Source organism: Microbulbifer echini (assembly GCF_041447225.1).
GTDB lineage: Bacteria > Pseudomonadota > Gammaproteobacteria > Pseudomonadales > Cellvibrionaceae > Microbulbifer > Microbulbifer echini.
Genome location: NZ_JBGMEL010000001.1, coordinates 433,484 through 456,563, shown reverse-complemented (window position 1 = coordinate 456,563; position 23,080 = coordinate 433,484). Strand labels below are relative to the sequence as shown.

16 protein-coding genes and 1 pseudogene are annotated in these 23,080 nt (G+C 53.4%); 12 read left to right on the top strand and 5 right to left on the bottom strand.

Going from position 1 to position 23,080, the window contains the following annotated elements; translation table 11 throughout:
• Positions 1-148: 148 nt before the first annotated feature.
• From ACCI51_RS01905 to ACCI51_RS01895, 3 genes and pseudogenes are all read left to right on the top strand, one after another.
• On the top strand, positions 149-6,208 hold the full coding sequence (locus ACCI51_RS01905; RefSeq protein ID WP_371842401.1) for a toxin TcdB middle/N-terminal domain-containing protein: 6,060 nt from the start codon (positions 149-151) through the stop codon (positions 6,206-6,208).
• Between the two features lie 16 nt (positions 6,209-6,224).
• Complete coding sequence (locus ACCI51_RS01900) at positions 6,225-6,593, top strand: hypothetical protein (RefSeq protein WP_371842400.1); 369 nt, start codon at positions 6,225-6,227, stop codon at positions 6,591-6,593.
• A gap of 101 nt (positions 6,594-6,694) precedes the next feature.
• Positions 6,695-7,900: pseudogene (locus ACCI51_RS01895) on the top strand (IS256 family transposase).
• Between the two features lie 74 nt (positions 7,901-7,974).
• Here the strand turns inward: ACCI51_RS01895 and ACCI51_RS01890 are convergent.
• Both ACCI51_RS01890 and ACCI51_RS01885 read right to left on the bottom strand, forming a co-directional pair.
• A complete protein-coding gene (locus tag ACCI51_RS01890; protein ID WP_371842399.1) occupies positions 7,975-8,772 on the bottom strand; it encodes an ABC transporter permease in 798 nt (265 codons plus the stop codon).
• Positions 8,769-9,374, bottom strand: a complete 606-nt coding sequence (locus ACCI51_RS01885) for an ABC transporter ATP-binding protein (protein ID WP_299588714.1) — start codon at positions 9,372-9,374, stop codon at positions 8,769-8,771. The genes ACCI51_RS01890 and ACCI51_RS01885 overlap by 4 nt, the downstream gene beginning before the upstream one ends.
• 267 nt (positions 9,375-9,641) lie before the next feature.
• Here ACCI51_RS01885 and parC point away from each other — a divergent pair, with 267 nt between their 5' ends.
• The 8 genes from parC to pqqE all read left to right on the top strand — a co-directional run bounded on the left by parC (position 9,642) and on the right by pqqE (position 17,034).
• A complete protein-coding gene (gene parC, locus ACCI51_RS01880) occupies positions 9,642-11,891 on the top strand; it encodes a DNA topoisomerase IV subunit A (RefSeq protein WP_299588717.1) in 2,250 nt (749 codons plus the stop codon).
• Between the two features lie 134 nt (positions 11,892-12,025).
• Entirely contained in the window at positions 12,026-12,490 is a 465-nt protein-coding gene (locus tag ACCI51_RS01875) for a MarR family winged helix-turn-helix transcriptional regulator (RefSeq protein ID WP_299588720.1), read from the top strand.
• Entirely contained in the window at positions 12,483-13,562 is a 1,080-nt protein-coding gene (locus ACCI51_RS01870) for an HlyD family secretion protein (RefSeq protein ID WP_299588722.1), read from the top strand. The genes ACCI51_RS01875 and ACCI51_RS01870 overlap by 8 nt, the downstream gene beginning before the upstream one ends.
• A gap of 345 nt (positions 13,563-13,907) precedes the next feature.
• Positions 13,908-14,009 carry a pyrroloquinoline quinone precursor peptide PqqA gene (gene pqqA, locus ACCI51_RS01865; RefSeq protein WP_371842398.1) on the top strand — a complete coding sequence of 34 codons (102 nt, stop codon included), beginning with the start codon at positions 13,908-13,910 and terminating at the stop codon, positions 14,007-14,009.
• The gene (gene pqqB / locus ACCI51_RS01860; RefSeq protein ID WP_371842397.1) at positions 14,006-14,908 is read left to right on the top strand and encodes a pyrroloquinoline quinone biosynthesis protein PqqB; all 903 of its coding nucleotides are present in this window, start codon (positions 14,006-14,008) and stop codon (positions 14,906-14,908) included. The genes pqqA and pqqB overlap by 4 nt, the downstream gene beginning before the upstream one ends.
• Positions 14,905-15,651, top strand: coding sequence for a pyrroloquinoline-quinone synthase PqqC (gene pqqC, locus ACCI51_RS01855; RefSeq protein WP_371842396.1), 747 nt, complete (start codon positions 14,905-14,907; stop codon positions 15,649-15,651). Before pqqB ends, pqqC begins: the two co-directional genes overlap by 4 nt.
• Positions 15,648-15,929, top strand: a complete 282-nt coding sequence (gene pqqD, locus ACCI51_RS01850; protein ID WP_371842395.1) for a pyrroloquinoline quinone biosynthesis peptide chaperone PqqD — start codon at positions 15,648-15,650, stop codon at positions 15,927-15,929. Before pqqC ends, pqqD begins: the two co-directional genes overlap by 4 nt.
• On the top strand, positions 15,919-17,034 hold the full coding sequence (pqqE, locus tag ACCI51_RS01845; protein ID WP_371842394.1) for a pyrroloquinoline quinone biosynthesis protein PqqE: 1,116 nt from the start codon (positions 15,919-15,921) through the stop codon (positions 17,032-17,034). The genes pqqD and pqqE overlap by 11 nt, the downstream gene beginning before the upstream one ends.
• Before the next feature lie 129 nt (positions 17,035-17,163).
• Here pqqE and ACCI51_RS01840 read toward each other — a convergent pair whose 3' ends face one another.
• The 3 genes from ACCI51_RS01840 to ACCI51_RS01830 form a co-directional block, all read right to left on the bottom strand.
• Complete coding sequence (locus tag ACCI51_RS01840; protein WP_371842393.1) at positions 17,164-17,583, bottom strand: DUF2147 domain-containing protein; 420 nt, start codon at positions 17,581-17,583, stop codon at positions 17,164-17,166.
• Between the two features lie 162 nt (positions 17,584-17,745).
• Positions 17,746-19,212, bottom strand: a complete 1,467-nt coding sequence (locus ACCI51_RS01835; protein ID WP_371842392.1) for a protein adenylyltransferase SelO — start codon at positions 19,210-19,212, stop codon at positions 17,746-17,748.
• Between the two features lie 72 nt (positions 19,213-19,284).
• A complete protein-coding gene (locus ACCI51_RS01830; RefSeq protein ID WP_371842391.1) occupies positions 19,285-20,751 on the bottom strand; it encodes a Ppx/GppA phosphatase family protein in 1,467 nt (488 codons plus the stop codon).
• A 264-nt stretch (positions 20,752-21,015) separates the two neighbouring features.
• Between ACCI51_RS01830 and ppk1 the strand changes: the two genes are divergently transcribed.
• Positions 21,016-23,067, top strand: a complete 2,052-nt coding sequence (gene ppk1 / locus ACCI51_RS01825) for a polyphosphate kinase 1 (protein WP_371842390.1) — start codon at positions 21,016-21,018, stop codon at positions 23,065-23,067.
• Positions 23,068-23,080 lie beyond the last annotated feature (13 nt).

Sequence of the window (23,080 nt, the reverse complement as noted above, 5' to 3'; positions counted from 1 at the left end):
CAACCCAGCAGTAATTATGCTGCTGGGTTGTCGTTTTTGTTGGGTATTATTTTTATGGCAGCTCTCATGATTATTAGGTCTGCCCATAAAAACTATGAGTATTTAAGGTGTTTTTTGAGAGAACACTGATTTAAAAACAAGGATGCTTATGCTTCGCAATTTATTGCTCTCTTGCTGCATAGTGGTGTCATCTACGGCGGCTGTTGCCGCTGATGAACACACCGCTTTGCAGGCGCCCGTCCTCAATCTGCCAACAGGCCCAGGCAGTATTTCTGGTCTTGGTGAAGCTTTTATTCCTAATTTAAATACTGGCACCAGCTCGCGCCTAGTGAACTTGGCTGTGCCCCCTGGGCGTAATGGACTGGCTCCGGATGTATCACTGGAGTACAACAGCGGGTTTGGTAACGGGCTATTGGGACTGGGGCATAAACTGGTTATCCCCTATATCCAGCGTCAAACCGACAAGGGCCTGCCTAATTATTCAGAGTGGGGCCAGACTGATCGGCAGGATAACGACCGCGATGGTCGCACCGATGAGTTTGATGAGTTTGATACGTTTATCAATCACCTGGGCGAAGAATTAGTTCTGGTGGAAGACGGTGTTTATCGCACCAAAAATGCCAGCGATTTTGCGCGCTACGAGCGTCTGTCGAAGGGTTGGCTGGTGACACAGTCCAACGGTCTGCGTTGGTATTTGGGGCAAGACTCTAATAGCCGAGTCAGTGGCAACAACGGCACATCGGTATTCTCCTGGTATCTAGAGGCGGTAGAAGATACCCAGGGCAATCGTATCGACTATCAATATCGTAAGTTGGATGATGGCGTTCAGATTTATCTGGACAGGATTCAATATAATACGAATGGCGATATGGCGGTGCAGTTTCACTATGAAGACCGCCCTGACGTCCTAACAAATTATAAAGCGGGTTTTGAGATTAAAACCGCTTATCGCTTGCAACGCGTGGAAACACAATTTTCCGGGCGCCACTTACGTAAATACGAATTTTCCTATCAGCCACTAACGGAATGGCAAAGCCTCTCTTTGTTACAGGAAGTCCATTCCAGTGCAGGCGAGGGCGAATCTACGGTAACCCTGCCACCAGTACGCTATGGCTACACCCACTACCAGCAGGATCAGGTGTTTATGTCACCGATGCCGGCTGCAAGCCAAGTGCCTCTGAATAACCCTGACGTATCCTTCCTGGATATTAATCGGGATGGCTTACCGGATGTTGTTAACACGGCACCGAATAAAGATGTCTATTGGCTTAATTTAGGTCCTGACGAAGATGGCCTGCCCCAATGGCAGAGTTATCGTGAAATGAATACTTTCACTACCAGCCGTATTTCCAGTAACTCGGTCACCTGGGCTGACATTGATGGTTCTGGTGAAGTGAACCTGCTGCAGTATAGCTCTGGTAGTACTCATTACTTCCATCTTGATGATAATCATAGCTGGCAGTACAGCGGTGCCATAAACGGGCTGTATATCCCCCTCGATAGTTCCAATGTGGATATGTTGGACATTAATAACGACAAGCGTGTTGATGTCTTTGCAACGATAACCAATAGCAGCGGTAAGGTTTTATCCCATGTTGTGCAGCTGAACCACCCCAACGGTTGGTCGCAGCCCATTCAATTACCGATGCCCACAGGCACCGCGGCTATGCGCCTGGGTGATCCCAATGTCTTTCTCCGCGATATGAACGGAGATGGTCTGCCTGATTTGGTTTGGGTTAGCAATGGCTATGCCGCTTACTATGCTAACCGTGGTTTGCAGGGGTTTGCCCCCGCAGTGGTGTTCGCCAATAGCCCCAACACATTGCACAACATAAAGAATGTGCGTGTTACTGATATCAATGCCGACGGCCGTGCCGACCTGATTTACCTCAATGGAACTCAGGTATCCCTATGGCTGAATCAGGGCCTGAATACGAATCAGCATCAGCAGGCAAAGTTTAGCCAGCCACAATTGATTCAAGCCCAAGGGAATGTATCTGCCGAGGAAGTGCGCCTGGTCGATATCAATGGTAATGGCTCCACGGATATCGTCTGGTATAGCCCTGGCCGCGGTGCTAATACTTTTTACTTCGCCGAACTGTTCCCCACTGAGCAACCGAACCAGCTAAAAACCATCGACAATGGCCTAGGTGCACTGACGACCCTGGAGTACGGCTCTGTTGTCGAAGAAATGGTGAGAGACCGCGAGGCCAGTAGCCCCTGGCCACAGGGTATTCCCGTAGCGATGCAGGTACTCAAACGCGTTGTTGTGGACGATGGCCGCGGTGGCGAACAGCAAACCACCGAGATGGATTATTGGGACGGCTTTTACGATGCTGCCGATAAAGAATTCCAGGGCTTCGCGCACAGTGAAGAGCGCCGCGTGGGCGATGCCAGCACCCCGACATTGGCAACCCGTTATGAATTCCACCTGGGCCAAAAAGCCGATGGCACCGAACAGGAAGCCCTGCAAGGCAAGATCAAACAAATAGAAACCCGCGATGCCTTCGGCGGAATTTTTTCGCGAGAGGAAAACCAGTGGGAGCTGCGCCAACTGCTTTCCGGCTATGCCGAGGAAAACCGCAAAGTCGAGTTTGCGGCTATGACCGAACGCCAGCAGCATATGCTGGAGCGGGGCAGCGGTAGCCCAGTGACCCTTGCATGGGAATACGACTACGATAACTACGGTAATACCACTTATATCAAAGAGCTGGGCCGTACCGATGGCAACTGGCAGGACGAGCGTATTACCCAATTGCGCTTCAGTGCGGAATCCGCCTCTGCACAGAGCCACTGGTTCTTGCATCTACCCCTAGAGCGCAAGGTTACCGACTTATCGGGCCGCGCTGTGGCCAAAGAGCAGTGGTTCTACGACGATGAAAGTTTCTCCGCTGGCAACCTCGGCGCAGTCTCCAAGGGCAACCTAACCCTGCGTCGACTCTGGCACGATGCCGACAGTGCGGATGCCTACGTTGCTGCAGAGCGCCATGTCTACGACACCTTTGGTAACCGCATCCAAAGTTATGACCCCCTGTGGGGCTCCGAAGCGGGCCATCAAACCAAAGTCACTTACGACTCGCAATATCACACCTTCCCCACGGAAGTGAGTTTGCATACCGGCAGCCGCTGGCTCACCGCTAGTGCGAGCTACGACAAGGGCCTGGGTGTACTTACCGACTACACCGACTTTAACGGACAACAGATCCAATATGGTTACGACAGCCACGGGCGACTCACTGCTGTGGTCGAACCTGGAGATAGCCTGCAACTCCCCACGGTTGAATACGATTATCAACTGGCGCAGATGGTGGATGGCCACCGCATCAGCTGGGTAGAGACACGCCAACGCGAACGGAGTGGCACCGGCGGTACCATCGACAGCCGCCATTTTTATGACGGCCTGGGTCGTACCCTGATGGTACGCAGTGAAGCCGAGCAGCCGGGACAAGTTGTGGTCAGCGATCACAGTAACTTTAATACGCGCGGCCAGGTAGTACAGACTGCGCTGCCTTACTTTGCCCAGGGTCTCGCCTACCGCGCCAATGATAAAGGTCAGCACCACCGACAATATCTTTACGATGCCCAAGGGCGAGCCCAGGAGATCTACCAGCCTTACACCGCGCAAAGTGGGGAAAGTGTCTTCAGCCGTATCACCTATCTGCCCATGGCGCAGGTGCTGGAAGATGAAGAGCAAACCCGCGCGAACAGTGTTCACCATGGCGCCGCCAAAAAACTGGTGTTTGATGGCCTGCAAACGGCGCAGGGCGAATACCGCCTGAGACAAGTCGATGAAATTGTTGGAGCCAATACCCAGGGCGGTATCGGTGGTGCCACCTGGTCCACCTATTACGACTACGACCTCAATGGTAATTTTACCCGCCTGCAGGATGCGCAAAATAATGTGCGCACCATGCACTACGACGACCTGGGGCGCATGCGCTTCTTGGACGACCCCAACCGCGGACAGCGCTGGCAGTACTTTGACGATGCCGGCAACCTGCTGGCTACCCGCGATGCCCTGGGGCAGGAGCGGCACTATCGCTACGACGGCGCCAACCGTCTCTTTGCCGAGTATCAATTATCGCCGCGAGGAGAAGCTCCCAGCGGCGCAAATTGGCAACCGGGCTTGCAGCTGGGCTCCACCTCACCGGTAGTCAGCTACCAGTACGACCAGCGCGGCGAAGAGGGCGGTGCCTTCCTGCTTGGGCGCCTGGCCAAAGTGACCGACCAAGCTGGCTTCGAGCAATGGGGATATGACGCACGCGGCCGAGTGGTACAGCGCCAGCGCAAGATCATCGGCCCGCAAATTGACAGCCCCCTCTACACCACGCGCTTCGCCTATGACAGTGCCGGGCGTATGACACAGCAGTTCTACCCCGACAATAGCCGGGTGAACTTTGAATATAACGCCCGCGGCCTGCTCGAGCGCATCCCGGGAGTGGTAGAGCGCCTGGACTATACCGCCAATGGGGTTTTGCAACACCAAGGGCTGGCCAATGGTGTTGAAACTGATTGGGGCTTTGACGAGCGCCAGCGACTGGCTGGCTTGCGCACCCAGCGCAGCGGGGACGCCCTGCCACTGCAACAGTGGGATTACCGTTTTGATGCCGTCTCCAATGTACTCGGTATCGACGATAAACGCCCCAGTGACGCCCTTGCCGCAATGGCTGCCGAACTTGGTGCAACCAGTGCCCAGGCAGCATCACTGGCAAAAAATATTGTCTACAGCTACGACGATGTTTATCGCCTGACCGGCGTTGCCGACGATATCGAGCAGGTTTATTACAGCTACGACAAAATCGGCAACCTGCTGCAAGTGGGCCGCGCGAGCGTCGACCTGGCAGATATGGCTACCGCTGGAAATACCCAGATCACAGATCTGCGTTACGGCGGCAGCCATGACAATAGCAACACTGGCGCCTCCAACCGCAGCAGCTGTGGCAGCCTGCCCGGACCTCAAGCGTTGAGCTGGGCCCAAGGCCTGATTGAATACGATGACAACGGTAATCGTACGCAAGCCGGCGACCAGACCTACCACTGGGACCACGACCAGCGTCTGACTTACGCCGGTAATCAGCAAGCCGCTGACCAGTACGGTTATGACTTTAAACACCAGCGCCGCTTTAAAATCACCGAACGTACAGGCGGAGCTCGCAGCGTCACCCTGTATATCGACGGAGATAGTGAAGTACGTGATGGCAAATTACTGAAGTACATCAGTGTTGGTCAGAAACGTATTGCCCGCAGTGACCAGAGTGGAGAAGTGTTCACGCCGACTGAGTATTACCTGCACACGCACGTAGGTTCTACCGACCTGACTCTGGATAAAGCTGGCAAGATCGTTAATGCCTTTACCTATAAGTCTTACGGCGAGCTGGAAAATGTCTTCGGTGATAGTACCGCAGCACCTTACCGCTATGCGGGTAAAGAGCTGGATAAGTCCACGGGTTTAGGCTACTTCGAAAGGCGCTATCTGCAGTCTGACTTTGGTACCTTTATCAGCCCGGATCCGGTGCTAAACCACTCGGGACGTTTTGCCGATCCGCAGCGTTGGACGCCCTACCGCTATGCGCGGAATAATCCGATTAATTATGTGGATCCCAAGGGTGAGTCGATTGTTAAACTGGCTGTCACTGGAGGGAAGCTGGCGTATAAAGCGTATAAGCAGTTCCGTAAAACCGGAAAACTGGATGCCAAATCTCTAAAAGAGGTTGGTCTGGATGAGCTGGTAGGGATCGCTGATGACCTGAATACAATATTCCTTGATGACAAAGCTGGTCTGAAAGATAAACTTGCCGCTACTGTAGATCTTTTAGCGGGCACTGAATTTAACGATGGGGCCCTTGAGGATCTTAGAGGGTTAGGGAAGCCCAAGCCCAAAGAGGTTACAAAGAGTGGACTCCCGAAAACTCGCGAAGCTTTGCACTCTGATTTAACTGCCAAAGGCTATAATTTAAAATCAACTACTAATGGGAACGGCTATGCAACATATAAAGGACCGGATGGTTTAAAAGTTGATGTAAAACCTACAGGTGAAGTAATTCCTACTCAGCGTGTATGGAAAGATCCTAGCAATCACAATCTGGGTAAAGGTCAAGTAAGGCTTGATTACGATGGCAATCGTTTACCTGGTGGGCATGGGAATCAATCTCATCAAACAGGGCATTATGTTGAACAGTTCAATGGCCCAATAAAATCGAGTCGTTAGGTTTAGAATGAATTTATTGTCCGATGTAAACTTAGATTCCGTTAAGTTCTCCGTTGATGGAAGAGATATATGCTTAAGCTTTCTTGATATGTATGAACTACAGCCTTTAGCTGATATACAGTGTAAGTCTGTGTCCATGTTTAATATGCAGAATACCTTCGAAGAAGATGAAGGGTTTGCGTGTTATATAGGAGAGGTTAACTGTGAGACAGTGGATAGGGAAAGTTTAGGAAGCTGGTTAAAAGAGAATAAGTTCGGGTTTTCTGGCGGAAATGGAAAGACCTATCTACCTGGCGAAGGAGATCTAAAAATACTGAGCCTGTATAGCGGAGAGATTACAATTGAAATATTATGCAAAGATGTAATTTCAACTAATAAAGATTAAACATTTTTCTGATAATTGTATTGAAGCCCGCATCGCGGGCTTTTTGGTAGTGTTCAGAATTCTGTGTCATTTCTTTACTATTAGCAAAAAAGAGATGACCCATGACCAAACCTACTTTCGATATGAATGCTGCCGTTAAGGCGCTGCATGAGGGTAAAGATCTCAGTGGCAAAAATGGCATCCTGACCCCACTGATAAAACAACTCACTGAAGCGGCCATGCAGGCGGAATTGGAGGAGCACCTCGCCAGCGAGGACAAGCCCAACCGCAAGAATGGTACCACCTCAAAAACCATGAAAAGTCCCGCCAGTAGCTTCGAGCTGCAGACTCCGCGGGACCGCGCTGGTACCTTCGAACCTCAAATCGTCAAGAAGCATCAAACCCAGCTTACCGACGAACTGGAGCGCAAAATCATTGCCCTGTTTGCCTTGGGTAACAGCCTACCAGGACATTCGTACACATATTGCCGATATCTACGGAATGGAGCTTTCCAACGGTACCATCAACACCGTTACAGACAAGCTGCTGCCTGAGCTTAAAGCCTGGCGTGAGCGTGATCTGGAGGCTATTTACCCTATCGTCTGGCTCGACGCTATTCATTATAAGATCAAGGAAAATGGCCGTTATGCTAGCAAGGCTATTTACACGATTCTTGGCCTCAATATCGAAGGCAAGAAGGAATTGTTGGGGCTCTATTTATCCGACCAAGAAGGCGCCCACCATTGGCTGAACGTCCTAACTGACCTCCATAACCGTGGGGTCAAAGATATCCTGATTGCTTGCATCGATGGCATGCAGGGCTTTCCCGAGGCGATAGAGAGCATCTACCCAAATACCGAAACCCACACTGCATCATTCACCAGGTCCGCAACTCGCTGAAGTATGTAGCTTCAAAAAACCAGAAGGCCTTTATGGCTGATCTTAAGTGCGTCTACAAAGCGGCAACGCGCAATGCTGCCGAGAGCGCTTTAGATGAGCTGGAAGCTAAGTGGGGAGAAAAATATCCGATGGTGATCAAGTCGTGGCGTGGTAAATGGACAACTCTCTTGGCCTACTTTAAATACCCAGAATATATCCGTACTCCGATCTACACGACTAATGCGGTGGAAACTGTACACAGGCAGTTCCGCAAGTTAACCAAGACAAAGGGTGGCTTCGCCAATGAGAATCGCTTACTGAAGCTTCTGTACGCCGGTATACTAAAAGCCACCGAGCGCTGGACGCACCCGATTCAAAACTGGAATCTGACGCTGTCACAGCTAACAATCCACTTCTCGGATCGTTTGGAGAAATACATCAGCCTATGAGGCTATGGCTGACACAGAGTTTTGAACACCCTCCAATCTAATTTACAGCCTTCGGAGAAAATCTTGAAGATCTCCTAACCTTCAAGTAGCCTGCCTAAACTTAACCTTTCGCGATCATCAAACAAACGCTTCGCACACAATCCAATCGCCACAAAAGTACCAAACCCCGTACCCGCAGCAATCGTAAACATAATCAAAATCTGATATTTCACTGCAACTGTAGGGGGTGTACCAGCTAATATCTGCCCGGTCATCATACCGGGCAGAAATACAATCCCTGCTGCGGCCATTGAATTGATCGTTGGCATTAATCCCGCGCGCATGGCATCCCGGCGAAATTCTATACTGGCTTGCCGCCAGGTTTCACCCAGCATTAGGCGGTTTTCAATAATATCACTTGAACGTCGCATACTTTCTGTTAGTCGGTCCAGTCCCAAGGCAACGCCGGTCATGGTATTGCCCAGAAGCATCCCCAGTAGTGGAATAGAGTATTGCGGTTGGTACCAGGGCTGAGGACCGATTAGTACCACTAGACTCAGTATTGTGACGCTAAATGCGGAAACCAGCATGGATAAAGTGCCAATGGCAAAACTCCAGCCCCCGCGCAGGCGATATTTTTGCCGCGAGATGACTTGTTGCCCGGCAAACAGTAACATCGCCAGTCCTAACAGGCTGACCCAAAACAGGGTGCCTACGGCGAATAGCGCTTCCAGTATGACTCCGACAAGCGCCAGCTGTATCGCCGTGCGCACCGCCGCAATAATCAGCGATTTACCGAGCTGTAATCGTGCGATATGGGTACAAATTGCCAGGGCGACTACCAGTGCTGCTGCCAATGACAACTGCCACCAGGAAAGATCGATCACACTCATTGTGATATCTCCCGCTCCACAAGATGACTGCCCTGAATCTCAAAATGCCTGCTGGCTACGCGCTGGATCTGCTCTCTATTATGCGCCACCCAGATTACCGGGTATTGATGTTTTTTAATCTGTGCAAGTAGCCATTTTTCTACTTTATTAGTGGTATCCGTATCCAGATTAGCTGTGGGTTCATCCAGTAAAAGCGCACTGGGTTCATAGGACAGGGCGCGAATAAGCGACAAACGCTGCTTTTCCCCGGAGGAGAGCCGGCTCACCTGCCACCCTGTGGCCTCTGCGGGAAATCCGAATACCTTTATGGCTTCTTCCATCGGTTTATGAAAGTGTTCACCGACAGTCTCATACCACCAGGCACTCTGTGCCGGTACCAGCATGACTTGGCGACGCCACTGGTGGCCAGGTATTTTATTCTGTTCTTTGTCACCAAAAGATATCTCGCCACTATGGGGCTCTATATCTGCCACAGCTCTGAGCAGGCGGCTTTTACCGGAGCCGGAGGGGCCGGATAGGCAGATGACTTCTCCCGGCGGTACATCCAGCGCTATTTTTTCAAGAGAGCCGATACTCAGTGTTTCTAATTTTAGTTGAGGCATATTGAGGGTTACTTGCTAACTACTTTGCAGTTAATGGTTTTTGTTTTCTGCCTGCATTTTGAAGTGCTTATACATCTATCGTGTGAATTTGGAACTGTGGTTTTTACGGCTTGTTAGGTTAGCTGAGGATTAGACCCAATTCCTTCTTCTACTCCAGTTTCGCTATGCACCCTTTGAGTACTCTTCTGAGCACTCTTCGCTTCCCTTTGAACCTCCCGCCCCAGTCCGCCATAATCCGCCCCTTCCGAATCGAATAACGAGTGCTGTATGACCGACACCTCTATCTATGAGGCCACAGAGCGCCTGCCGTTAAAGGAGTATACCGAGAAGGCGTACCTGGATTACTCCATGTATGTAATCCTGGATCGTGCCCTGCCGAATATCGGAGACGGCCTGAAGCCGGTACAGCGGCGTATTGTGTACGCCATGAGCGAGCTGGGCCTGAAGAATACGGCTAAGTACAAGAAGTCTGCGCGTACGGTCGGCGATGTGATCGGTAAGTACCATCCCCATGGCGATAGTGCCGTGTATGAGGCGATGGTATTGATGGCACAGCCGTTCAGCTATCGCTATCCGCTGATCGACGGCCAGGGCAACTGGGGCTCGCCGGATGATCCCAAGTCTTTTGCCGCTATGCGTTACACCGAGTCGCGCATGGGTAAATATTCGGAAGTCCTGTTATCGGAACTCGGCCAGGGCACGGTGGATTGGCAGGGGAACTTCGATGGCACCATGGATGAGCCCTGTGTGCTGCCGGCACGGGTGCCCAACATCCTCCTGAACGGTACCACCGGTATCGCCGTGGGTATGGCCACAGATATCCCGCCGCACAATTTGCGCGAAGTGGTCAACGCTACCGTAGCCCTGCTGGAAAACCCCAAGGCCACTGTCGAAGACCTGTGTGAGCATATTCTCGCGCCAGATATGCCCACTGAGGCAGAAATTATTACGCCGCGGGAGGATATTCGTAAGATCTACACCACCGGCCGTGGCTCTATCAAGATGCGTGCCCTGTGGAATAAGGAAGACGGCGATATTGTCATCACCGCGCTGCCCCACCAGGTGAGTGGCGCCAAAATATTGGAGCAGATTGCCCAGCAGATGCAGGCGAAGAAGCTGCCAATGATCACCGACCTGCGCGATGAGTCGGATCACGAAAACCCTACGCGCTTGGTGATTGTGCCCAAGTCCAATCGGGTGGAATTGGAGGCGGTGATGAACCACCTGTTCGCCACCACCGATCTGGAGCGCAATTACCGCGTCAATATGAATATGATCGGTATTGATGGGCGCCCCCAGGTGAAGTCCCTCGACAAGATCCTGCGCGAGTGGCTGACGTTCCGCGCCACTACCACCCGCCGCCGTTTACAGTTCCGCCTGGATAAGGTTGAGAAGCGCCTGCACGTACTGGCGGGCCAGTTGATTGCCTTCCTCAATATCGATGAAGTGATCGAGATTATCCGCACCTACGACGAGCCCAAACAGGCGTTGATGGATCGCTTTGAGCTCACCGAGATCCAGGCGGACCATATCCTCGATACCAAGTTGCGCCAGTTGGCGCGCCTGGAGGAAATGAAGATACGCGGCGAGCAGGCGGAGCTGGAGAAAGAGCGCGATACCCTGACCAAAACCCTGGACAGCGAGCGCCGCCTGAAGACCCTGATCAAGAAAGAATTGTTGGCTGCGGCCAAGGAGTTCGGCGACGAGCGCCGCTCGCCCATTGTCGTGCGTGAAGAGTCCAAGGCGTTTAGCGAGGCGGAATTGCTGTCCTCAGACCCAATCACGGTTGTTGTCTCTGAGAAGGGCTGGATTCGCTCGGCCAAGGGCCATGAAATTGATGCCGCAGCGCTCAGTTACAAGGCGGGTGATAGCCTCGGCCTCGCCGCGCGGGGCAAGAGTAATCAGCCGGCTCTGCTGTTGGACAGCACCGGCCGCAGTTACTCGATTCCCACCCATACACTGCCCTCGGCGCGGGGGCAGGGCGAGCCCTTGAGTGGCCGTATTAATCCACCTTCCGGGGCCAGCTTCGAGGGGCTGTTGATGGGCCCCGATGACCAGCGGATCCTGTTGGCTTCCGATGCGGGCTATGGCTTTATCACTAAGCTCTCGGACTTACAGTCGCGCAATAAGGCCGGCAAGGCCATGTTGACGCTGCCCAAAGGCGCCAAGGTGCTGCCACCCCAGGTATTGGAGAGCCCGGAGGGGGCGTTGCTGGCGGCAGTAACCTCGGAGGGGCGTATGTTGGTATTCCCGGTCACAGAATTGCCGGAGCTGTCGAAAGGCAAGGGCAACAAGATCATCAATATTACCGCCGCGCGCGCGGCAAGCCGTGAGGAATTTGTGGTGGGCATCGCCGTGTTGGAGGGCCGGAACCAATTGGTCGTTCACGCCGGCAAGCGCCACACCAAGATCAAGATCTCGGAAATGGAATACTACCGCGGTGAGCGCGGCCGACGCGGCAACAAGCTGCCACGGGGCTTCCAGAAGGTCGACAAGATCGAAGTCCTGGAAAAATAAAGGCTTGCAAAGCGGCAGAAAAAAGCGGTCACTGCGACCGCTTTTTTATTGCCATTTTTTTGTATTACTAAGCGGTACATTGATGAAATAATAAGCAGGCTTATAATGAGCGCCCTCAAAAAAAGGGAGTGACTATGTCAGGGACGGACGAGTCTGGGAATGACCCGGCAACTGAGATGGGCTTTGCGCTGCACAGCGCGGCGCGCCTGCTGCGGCGCAACTTTGATCGCCGCGCCAGGGATCACGGCCTCAGCGATGCCCGCTGGCAGGTGCTCTGGCACCTGACGCGCGCGCAGGGGCTGAAACAAACTGCGCTGGCGGGGCGCCTGGAGATGGCACCGATTAGTCTGGCGCGACTGCTGGACAAATTGCAGCGTGAAGGGCTGGTGGAGCGTCGACCCGACCCGCAGGACCGGCGCTGCTTCCGAATTTATCCGACCGGCCAGGCGGAATCCGCCATGGCGCTGCTGGGCGGGCTGGCCGAAGAAACCCGCAGCCATGCCCTGGATGGCTTTAGTGCGGCGGAAATAGGACAACTGCAGGCGCTGCTTGGGCGGCTGCGCAAGAACCTGATAGGCGAAGAGATTGAATGTGACTGATAAGCTGCACCTGAAGCTAAAGCCAAGCGCAATGCGTAAGCTGGGGGGCGTCCTGGGCCTGGCGCTTGTCGCGCTGGCGGCCGGCTGGAGCCTGTATGACGGTGGCGATATCGTCGAGACCCAGAATGCCTATGTAAAGGCCGACAAGGTGTCCCTGGCGCCCGAAGTCAACGGCGTGGTCACCAAAGTGTTGGTGAGCGCCAATGAGCCCGTTTATAAGGGCCAGCTGTTGATTCAGATTGACCGCACCGCCTATGAACTGGCGGTGACCGAGGCCGAGGCGCGCCTGGCTCAGGTGCGCAATGACTTATTGGCGCGCCGCGCCGAATACGCCGAGGCGGATGCCGCCCTGCAGCAGGCGCGCAAAGATGCCGACTTTTACCGGCGCCAGCTGGAGCGCAACGAAAAGCTGGGCAAGGTGGCTTTCTCCGAGGCGGAGCTGGACAGCGCGCGCCAGCAGTTGGACCGGGCGCGGGCGCAGATCACCATCACTGCGGAGAAACTCTCAAGCTTGCGCGCCGAACTGGGGGGAGACCCCAGTGTGGCCCTGGAGGAGCAAGCCGACCTCAAGGTGGCCCAGGCGCAACTGGACAAGGCCAGTTACCAACTGTCGCGCACCCGTATTATCGCGCCTATGGATGGGGTGATTGCCAATACCCTGCCGCAGGTGGGTGAAATGGCCACCACAGGCCAGAGTCTGCTCTATATGGTGGGCACCAGTGGTTTGTGGGTGGAGGCCAACCTGAAGGAAACCGAATTGGCCAGGGTGCGCACCGGACAGCAGGCCGAGGTGACTCTGGATGCCTATCCGGACTTCGAATGGCAGGCCCAGGTGGACAGCATGAGCCCGGCCAGCGGCAATGAGTTTTCACAAACGCCACCACAAAATTCCAGTGGTGAATGGCACAAGGTGGTGCAGCGGGTGCCGGTGCGCCTGCGTCTCTACCCCCTTAAGGATGCACCGCCCCTGCGCGCGGGTATGAGCGCCCAGGTGCGTATTAATACCAGTGAAGATGCCAAAGTGGTTTCTGCACGAGCTTCCATTGATAAGAAAGGCAGGGTTGTCCTTTAGGCCCTGCTTGTATAGGCATCTTTTAATATCCCGCCAAAAGCCCGCTATTGACTTACTGAGTTGATTATGGGCTTTTCCCAAATTTCCCCCATTCTCCAACCCTCTACTATCGCCGCTGAATTCCCTGAATCTATGAGTGGAGAGCAGCCAAGCCGAGTTAATAACGAAGCGATTTGACAGTCAAAGGCGAAAATATTTGAAATACAAATTGGCTGCCGTCAAATGATCAGTCTTTTGCCAAAGAAAAATTGTTGGCCTTGCTCTGTGGCAAAGTTGTGCTCTTTGTCTAATTTAGAAGTGCATTTTTTATTTTAACTTGGCACACAGATTGAGTGAGGAAGTGACATGACCTGGAGCAAACCGGTAATTATTGAAATTGAATGCGGTATGGAAATTAGTATGTATGGCCCATCGGGAGACGATGAGCGCGACGGAGAACTTTTTTGACCCGATCACTGCAGGTTGTAGTACTCGGCGCCGGAGCCGGGGGCGGTTTACCCCAGTGGAACTGCGGGTGTTGTAACTGCTCCGACGCGCGGAGAGGCATTATTCCAGCGATGACCCAGTCATCGATCGCTGTTTCTGCCGATGGTAAACACTGGATGATTCTGAACGCCTCGCCGGATATCCGCACCCAGTTGCAAGCGTGTGTAGACATGCACCCAGAATCGCTTCGGGGCACGCCAGTTAGTGCGGTTTTTCTCACCAATGGGGATATTGATCATATTGCCGGCTTACTCACCTTGCGTGAAAAAAGTGGATTCCGGGTTTTAGGGACGGAACAGACTCTGGGGATTTTAAGGGAAAATACGATTTTTAAAGTGTTGGATGCTGAGCAGGTTGAGTTTCTCCCGTTATCCCTGGATCAGCTTTTTGAACCCGTGCCCGGACTCCTTATTGAGCCTTTTGCCGTGCCTGGAAAAGTGCCCTTGTACCAGGAAACGGATGACCTCAGGCTCAATGCCATGGGAGAGCAGACTGTGGGCCTGCGCATCGGTGCGGGTGATTCGGTGCTTTACTATATCCCCGGTTGTGCAGAGATACCGGATTGGTTAATCGAGCGGGTGTCCGATGGCGATATGATTTTGTTTGATGGCACCGTTTGGAAAAACGATGAGATGCGCGCTACGGGCACTGGAACTAAAAGTGGCGCCAGAATGGGACACATCGCCATGGCGGGTCCACAAGGTAGCCTGTCTCGTTTTAAGGCATTACGTGACTGCCAGAAAATTTATATTCATATCAATAACACGAATCCTGTTTTGCAACCGAAGGCGCCTGAGCGGGCACTGGTTGAGAGTGAAGGGTGGGCTATTGCTCAGGATGGCATGAGGTTTCAGTTATGAGTGAGGCTGTCAGTGAGCGCACTTGTTTAGAAACCCGTCTGCGCCAAATAGGTCGAGAGCGTTATCACGATAAACACCCTTTCCATCAAATGCTCCACTCCGGTGGCTGCACTATGGATCAGGTCCGTGCCTGGGTAATAAATCGTTATTACTATCAGAGTCGTATCCCGATGAAAGATGCTGCATTTCTCTCCCGGGTCGACGATCCCATGCTGCGGCGGGCGTGGCGCTCCCGTATTGGGGATCACGACGGAACGGCAGAGCAGGAGGGGGGGATTGTCCGCTGGTTAAAACTGGCCGAGGCTGTGGGGCTGGACCCCGCCTATGTCGCTTCAACCCGGGGAGTGATACCTGCAGTTCGCTTCGCTGTTGATGCCTATGTGCGCTATGTGCGCGAGCAATCGCTACTCCAGGCGATCGCCTCTTCATTAACAGAACTGTTTGCCCCAAGTATTCACAAGCAGCGCATAGCTGGACTGTTGGAGCACTACGCCTTCGCTACACCGGCAGCAATCGACTACTTTCGCCATCGCCTTGAAGAGGCGCCTCGGGACGTGGCCTTTGCGTTGCAGTGGGTGTTGGAGCATGCAAATACGCCCGCTGAACAAGATGCCGCAATAGCTGCGCTGGTTTTTAAAATGGATGTGCTTTGGGCCCAGCTGGATGCAATTTGGGGCGGGTATATTGATCCGGGCCATATTCCCCCAGGGGCCTGGCAACCCAGTGAGGGGGTTATTTTATGAGAGAGATTGATATACCGCTGCTACCCCGCGGAGTGCGTTTATATTTTGATAAGGTCCGGAATACCAATGTCTTACTGGGACCGGAGCGCACTCTTGTATTGGATGAAATATCCAATGCAATACTGGGTGAAGTTGATGGCAGCAACTCGCTGGAGACTATCTCCGGGAAATTGTCTGAGCACTATGGAGCACCGCAAGATACGGTTCAACGAGATGTGCAGGAATTTCTGCAGGGTTTACTAGAGAAGCGATTAGTGGATCTGGTTGATGGAGAATAACATCAACATTTTACCCCCTATCGCGATGCTGGCCGAGCTAACTCACCGTTGCCCCCTTGCCTGTCCATATTGTTCCAATCCTATGGAATTGATTCAAAAGAACCGGGAATTAAATACAAGTACCTGGTTGGATGTATTTCGGCAGGCGGCGGCAATGGGTGTGTTGCAGGTGCATCTATCCGGCGGAGAGCCCGCTTCTCGGCAGGACTTGGCTGAGTTGGTCGCTGGCGCGCGCCAAGCCGGCCTCTACGTCAATTTGATTACCTCTGGTATCGGCCTCAACCGAGAGCGTTTGATAGCTCTGGATGTCGCGGGAGTTGATCATATTCAATTATCCCTGCAGGGGGTTAACTCGCAGGTGTCAGATTGGGTCAGTGGGTATCAAGGTAGTTTTCAGCATAAATTATCCATTGCCGGAGATATTCGCGAAATCGGTATCCCTTTAACTGTGAATGCGGTAATGCATAGGCACAACTTGGATGACTTAGAGGAAACTCTGCAGATGGCATACCGGCTGGGTGCACGCCGGGTTGAAGTGGCTTGTGTGCAATTCCAAGGTTGGGCACTGCGAAATCGAGCGATATTGCAGCCAACACGCGATCAGGTGGATCGAGCTAAGCGAATTCTTGCCGGTGCGATTGAGCGGTTTCGGGGGGAAATGGTTATTGATTTTGTGCCGCCGGATTACTACGCGGATTTCCCCAAGGCATGTATGGGCGGCTGGGGGTCGACAGGGTTGAATGTCACTCCAGATGGCACTCTGCTGCCTTGCCATGGAGCGAATATTATACCCGGAATGGAATTTGATAATGTTCGGCAAACCCGCCTCGCAGACAGCTGGTATCGTGGCTTGGCCTTTAATGCATTTAGAGGTGGTGATTGGCTGCCGGAACTTTGCAAAAACTGTGATCGCAAGAATATTGATTTTGGTGGGTGTCGATGCCAGGCAATGGCGATTGCGGGAGATGCCAGCGCAGCAGACCCTGTATGCAAAAAATCACCGCACCGGAAAAAAGTGGATTTGTTACTGGAAGCAGAGGCAAAGTGCGAGCCGGCGCAGACATTTCGCTATCGTAGGATAAGAACTAAAAATCTTTGCGATTAACGGCTTTGCCAAAGAAAAATGTACCATTGAATCGCTGGTTATTTATGGTCAAAAAGCTGCAGAGACTGAAAAGTTGATGCTCATAAAAAAGGCCCCGTCCCGGAGCCTTTTTTGATAGGAATCTCAGGTTTACTGCGCGCGCTGCCAGGTTTGGGTGCGGTACAGGAAGCCGAGATAGCCGCGCACTTTCAGGGTATTGTCACCTTCCAGCCAGAATTTACAGTCATAGACCTTGCCTTTCACCGGGTCCATAATTTCCCCGCCTTCGTATTTCTTGCCCTTTTTCACCATATCGGTGATCACGTCCATACCCACGAGCGGTTTGCCTTTTAAGTCGCCAGGACAGTTCTCGCAGATAGTGTCGTTGGGTTTCATCAGCAGCTGGTCGATCCTGCCGAAATACTTACCGTCTTTCTCGTAGATTTCGACGATGGACTTGGGCTGCCCAGTTTCATCATCAATGGTGCGCCACTTGCCTACAACATCTGCGGCACTGGCCTGCAGGGCGAACATCAGGCCGAAAGCGGCCAGGAGCAGGTTTCTGATCATCTGTAGGTTTTCCTCTATTCAGTGGGTGACTCAGATCTTACAGCAAGTCATCTGCAGCGGCACCGGATAAGTCGCCATCGGATAAAAAATTAACCGCATATAGCGCGCAGTTGGCCGCAAATGGCGGCAAGTTATTCGCATTTTGTACCAATTTACACTCTATTACGAGCTACAGCTCAGGGGAATACGTTTGCCGGATTCCGGTGGGGCACAGGCCCAGGTCTCGTGCTGTGGGTGTTCATCAAAAGGGGTTTGCAGTAATTGCCGCAGAGTGCGCAGGGGCTGGTAATCCCCTCCTTCGGCGGCTTCGATAACCTTCTGTGCCAAATAGTTGCGCAGAATATATTTGGGGTTGGTCGCCAACATGGTGCGGTTGCGCGCGCGGAAGTCACTGTGTTCGCGCGCTAAGCGTCGATCGTAGTGCTCCAGCCAGTGCTCCAGAGCGTCCTGTTGTGCGGTGGCGATGCACTCGCGCAACGCTTGTGCCGGGCGCTCACCGCGGTAGTGGGCCAGGGCGCGGAAAAAGCGAGCGTAGTCCGCCTGACTCTGCTGTAACAGTTGCAGAAGCTCTGCGCACAGCGCTTGGTCGCCCTCCTCTTCCACAGCGAGCCCGAGCTTGGCGCGCATGCGCTCGGCATAGGCGTGGCTAACCTGTGGCTGGAATTGCTCAAGGCAATCGCGCAACGCCTCCACGCTGACAAAGCCGGAGAGGGCGTGGGCCAGGGCATTTAGATTCCACAACACCACACCGGGCTGCTGTTCGAAGGCGTAGCGGCCGGTGTGATCTGAGTGATTACAGATAAAGGTCGGGTCGTAGTCATCGAGAAAGGCGTAGGGGCCGTAGTCGAAGGTGTCGCCGATGATCGACATATTGTCGGTATTGAGCACCCCGTGGGCGAACCCCTCCGCCTGCCAACCGGCTACCAGCTCGGCGCTGCGCTGTGTGGTGAAGCGCAGCATGGCTTCTGCCTGCTCGCCGGCGCTGAGCCCATGGGTACCCGGGAGAAAGCGTCGGCAGATGTCGCCGATTAACTGCTGCTGGGCTTGCAGCTGCTTGGTGTAAAACAGGTATTCGAAGTGGCCGAAGCGCACATGACTCTCGGCCACACGGATCAGCATGGCGCCGCGCTCAATGTGTTCGCGGGTTACGGGCTCGTCACTACCGACAATGCTCAGAGCGCGGGTGGAGCGGATACCCAGGCCGTTGAGAGCCTCGCCGGCGAGGTATTCTCGAATGGTGGAGCGCAGTACTGCGCGGCCGTCGCCAAAGCGTGAGTAGGGGGTTTGTCCGGCACCTTTTAAGTGCAGTTCCCAGCGGCGCCCGGCTTTTTCAATTTCCCCCAGCAGCAGTGCGCGGCCATCGCCCAGGTCCGGGTTGTAGACCCCGAACTGGTGCCCGGTGTACTTCATGGCGAAGGGGCGGCTGCCGTTGAACAACTTAGCCCCACAGCCCAGTTTGGCCCAGTCCGGATTGCTTGCCTCCGCGCTATTGATTCCGAGCAGCTGTATGACTACCGGATTGATATCGATGAGATGGGGGTGTGCAAAGGGGGTGGGGGCGATCTGACGGCCAAAGGCGTCGCCCAAGTCGGCGTAGTGGTGGCTGAGGGTAACTTCGCTGAGTTTCATAGATACAGAGTTTAGGTTGGAAATGGATGCGGGCCCGTTATGCAGCGGCCCCGCGCAATCTGGGGAGAGGCGCTATACCGCCAAAAGGCGCAGTGGGTGGCTTTGTGACTGCCAGTGCTGCTCCTCCTGGTAGAGCAGCTCTTCGATGGCCGGGCTGCTATCCAGCCATGCCCGCTCAATTTGCAGGCGATAGGCATCTCCCTGGTCCGCTAGGTTGATCCCCTGCAAAGTGCGCTCTGTGCGGTCGCGATGAATAATGCAGGCTAGGCGTAGGCACAACAGTAAATCTGGGCTGGGGTGGAAACCGTAGTGCTCCTTTGGCGGTTTAATGCCACCTCGCTGATTGCGTACCAGATAGGCCAGGTGCTCTTGCTCGTCGCGGGAAAAACCGGCCATATCGGCGTGCTTAATCATATAGGCGCCGAGTTTGCGGAAGCTGCTGTGGGTGAGTGCCAGTCCCACTTCGTGTAACTGTATGGCCCAGCGCAGACGCTGTCGGCCCTCCTGCGAGTATTCGAGGCGCAGCTGATGCAGCAGTTTGAGGGCGGTATCGTTGACACGGCGCACTTGGTTTTGGTCGATCTGCCAGCGCTGTACCGCGGCCTCCACGGTATTGGCGCGGCGATCACCACCGTGCAGCCGGCCGGCCAGGTCGTGCACTATGCCCTCGCGGATGGCGTAGGGGGACACCTCCATGCGCTGAATATCCAGCTCGCAAAAGATGGCATGCAGGATCGCTAGGCCGGCGGCAAAGACCGGGCGCCGCTCTTCGTCGAGGCCGGGCAGGTTGAGGTCGGCAATATGCTCTACTTGTGAGACCTCACTGGCCAGCCGGTCGATGTCCTCGCGCAGGATCTCGGCCACCTCGCCGTCATTGAACACTCGCGCCACGGCTTTCACACTGCCGGAACAGCCAATCACCTCGGCCCCGGCCGCCATATGTTGCAGCTCCTGTAGCTCGGCGCGGGCGGCGCGCTGCGCGCGGGTGAAATGGTTGACGGTATTTTCGCTAATCAGACCATCGGCAAAGTAGCGCTTGCTAAAGGATACACAGCCCAAATCGAGGCTCTGCAATTGTTGCGGCGCTTCGCTGCCACGCACCAGCTCGGTGGAGCCGCCGCCAATATCAATGATGCAGCGCAGCCGCGGCGGCCCATCGGCGGCGGCCATTACCCCGCTGTAAATCAAGCGCGCCTCTTCAATGCCGCTGATGGTTTCCACCGGCACACCGAGAATCGATTCCGCCTCTTCGAGAAAGCCGTCGGCCTTGGCCGCGGCGGCGCGCAGGGTATTGGTGCCGACGACGCGAATATGGTCAGCCGGTAGCTTTTGCAGTACAGGTTGGAAGCGAGTGAGTGCGGCCAGAGCGCGTTCGGATACTGCCGGGTCGAGGTTGTGGTCCGCATCCAACCCCTCCGCTAGGCGCACCATGGCGCGGTCGGTGTGCAGGCGCACCATGCGTTGTCCGCGAAACTCAGCCAATAACAGATGAAAACTGTTGGAGCCAAGGTCGAGCGCGGCGAAGCGTTCAATCGGCATTTGTGTCGGCATCCTGGCACCTGCTTAAATGAAAAGAGCAATCTGCTCTAGCACCCGCTGTCTCGGCAAAGAGTTAGCGACAATATCTCGGCTAGTGCCGCCAAAGTCCACAGGCGTAGAGAAATGCGCGAGTGTATTTTATTGGGAAATCTTCAGACTTGGCTAAGTATACCTCTGTCACAGAGGTTTCGTCTTTCGGGGGATTTTATCCCGGTTGATCTTGTTATCATGCTGTAACTGGTAATTTTGCGAAATGGTTTTCCGATGCCGAGTGATATCCCCCTTTACCCCAAAGAATTAAGCTGGTTGTCTTTTAACGAGCGAGTGTTGCAGGAGGTGGAGGATAAGAGCGTACCAATTATTGAACGAGTGCACTTCCTGGGTATTTTCTCTAACAACCTGGACGAATTTTTTCGCGTACGTGTAGCCGATGTACGCAGGTTGACTGCATTTGCTATTGGTGAGGAACAAAAACAGCACTTTTCCAACCTGCTGGGGAAGATCAATAGCCGGGTACTACAGCTGCAAAAGCGCTATTCCAAAGCGTATTCCGAGGTTCTCTCTGAGCTCGGAAAGCACAATATTCATATTGTCCGGGAAACCCATCTCAATGAGCCGCAGCGCGCTTTCGTCGAGGAATACTTTCACCGTGAAGTGCTGCCTGAGTTGGAGCCCTTTTTTATCGATGACCGAAATTCGATGCCGCTGCTCAATGAAAAGAATATTTATTTCGCCATTACTCTGGAATTGGAAGGCAACCTGCGTAGATATGCGGCCATGGAAATTCCAACGGACACCCTGTCGCGCTTTGTGGAAATTCCGGCGCGAAGAGGCAAGCGGGAAAAGGTATATATTGTTCTCGATAATATTATCCGTGCATGCCTGATGGATGTTTTTCGTCACGTTTTACCTATCCTTTCTGCCCAGGCCTATATGTTCAAAATAAGCCGCGATTCCGAATTGGAATTGAGTGAAGAAGTGACTCAGAACATCGTCGATCGGGTGGAGCGCTCACTCAAACAGAGAAAATACGCTGATCCAGTGCGGCTGGCTTACGATGCCGAAATGCCCAAGGCACTGTTGGGCCTGGTGAAGAAAAAATTAAAAATGGGGCGTTACGACAGCTATACCCCAGGTGGGCGTTACCACAACTCCAAAGATCTGATGGGCTTTGCCTCGGATTCTCGCAGCCACCGCTACAAGCGGATGTCCCCGCTGCCCACCCTGCCGGTCAACGAGAGCATTTTTGCTCAACTGAAGTTGAGCGATCAACTCTTTTATTATCCCTACCATGATTTTCGTGCGATCACCAATTTCCTCGCTTCGGCTGCGATCGATCCGCAGGTGAGGGAAATTCGGATCAGCCTGTATCGAGTGGCAAAAAACTCCCGGGTTGTGGCTGCTTTGATCAATGCGGTGAGAAATAATAAAAAAGTAATTGCGGTGGTTGAGTTGCGGGCGAGTTTTGATGAAATGGCCAATATCCACTGGTCTCATGAATTGAGTGAGGCCGGCGTACAGGTAGTTTATGGTATACCGGGACTAAAAGTGCATGCCAAATTGATTTCGGTGGTGCGACGGGAAGAGGGTAAAAACCGCTTTTATAGCCATCTGGGCACTGGCAATTTTAATGAGAACACCGCACGCGTATATTGTGATTTTAGCCTGTTAACCAATAACCAGGCGGTTGGCCGCGATATTTACAATGTGTTTGAATTTATGCGTGCTCCCGATCGGCGGCCTGTTTACAGGAATATTATCGTTTCGCCATTTAATTTGCGTAAATCTCTGGAGGCGGCTATTGAACGGGAAATAGAGGCCGCCAAAGAGGGGCGAGAGGCCGGGTTGTTTTTCAAATGTAATAACCTGGTAGACAGCCAGGTGATCGCCCAATTGTATCGAGCCAGTGCGGCCGGCGTAAAAATCAAACTGTTGATTCGTGGCATGTGCTCTCTCATTTGTGAAACACCGGGATTATCCGACAATATCCAGGCAATTAGCCTGGTGGATAAATATCTGGAGCACGCGCGGGTATATATATTCCACAATGGCGGCGAAGAACTGCTGTGGATATCATCGGCCGATTTGATGAAACGCAATCTGGACCAGCGAGTTGAAGTAACCTTCCCAGTATCCAACCCGGAGCATCACAAGACCATTCGGGAAGTTATGGAGTTACAATGGAACGATAATCAGAAAGCTAGGGTACTCGATGCCGAACAGAGTAATACCCGCCTGGCCAACGCCGAGGGGAAAAACTGCCGCTCCCAGGATGCTATCTACACTTATCTGAAGCAGCTTGGTGAAAGTGAATAACCCTATTATTAAG

Coding starts and splice junctions, on each gene's coding strand:
- ACCI51_RS01905 (WP_371842401.1), top strand. CDS start 149: ATGCTTCGCAATTTATTGCTCTCTTGCTGCATAGTGGTGTCATCTACG.
- ACCI51_RS01890 (WP_371842399.1), bottom strand. CDS start 8,772: ATGAGTGTGATCGATCTTTCCTGGTGGCAGTTGTCATTGGCAGCAGCA.
- ACCI51_RS01885 (WP_299588714.1), bottom strand. CDS start 9,374: ATGCCTCAACTAAAATTAGAAACACTGAGTATCGGCTCTCTTGAAAAA.
- parC (WP_299588717.1), top strand. CDS start 9,642: ATGACCGACACCTCTATCTATGAGGCCACAGAGCGCCTGCCGTTAAAG.
- ACCI51_RS01875 (WP_299588720.1), top strand. CDS start 12,026: ATGTCAGGGACGGACGAGTCTGGGAATGACCCGGCAACTGAGATGGGC.
- pqqA (WP_371842398.1), top strand. CDS start 13,908: ATGACCTGGAGCAAACCGGTAATTATTGAAATTGAATGCGGTATGGAA.
- pqqC (WP_371842396.1), top strand. CDS start 14,905: ATGAGTGAGGCTGTCAGTGAGCGCACTTGTTTAGAAACCCGTCTGCGC.
- pqqD (WP_371842395.1), top strand. CDS start 15,648: ATGAGAGAGATTGATATACCGCTGCTACCCCGCGGAGTGCGTTTATAT.
- pqqE (WP_371842394.1), top strand. CDS start 15,919: ATGGAGAATAACATCAACATTTTACCCCCTATCGCGATGCTGGCCGAG.
- ACCI51_RS01840 (WP_371842393.1), bottom strand. CDS start 17,583: ATGATCAGAAACCTGCTCCTGGCCGCTTTCGGCCTGATGTTCGCCCTG.
- ACCI51_RS01835 (WP_371842392.1), bottom strand. CDS start 19,212: ATGAAACTCAGCGAAGTTACCCTCAGCCACCACTACGCCGACTTGGGC.
- ACCI51_RS01830 (WP_371842391.1), bottom strand. CDS start 20,751: ATGCCGATTGAACGCTTCGCCGCGCTCGACCTTGGCTCCAACAGTTTT.
- ppk1 (WP_371842390.1), top strand. CDS start 21,016: ATGCCGAGTGATATCCCCCTTTACCCCAAAGAATTAAGCTGGTTGTCT.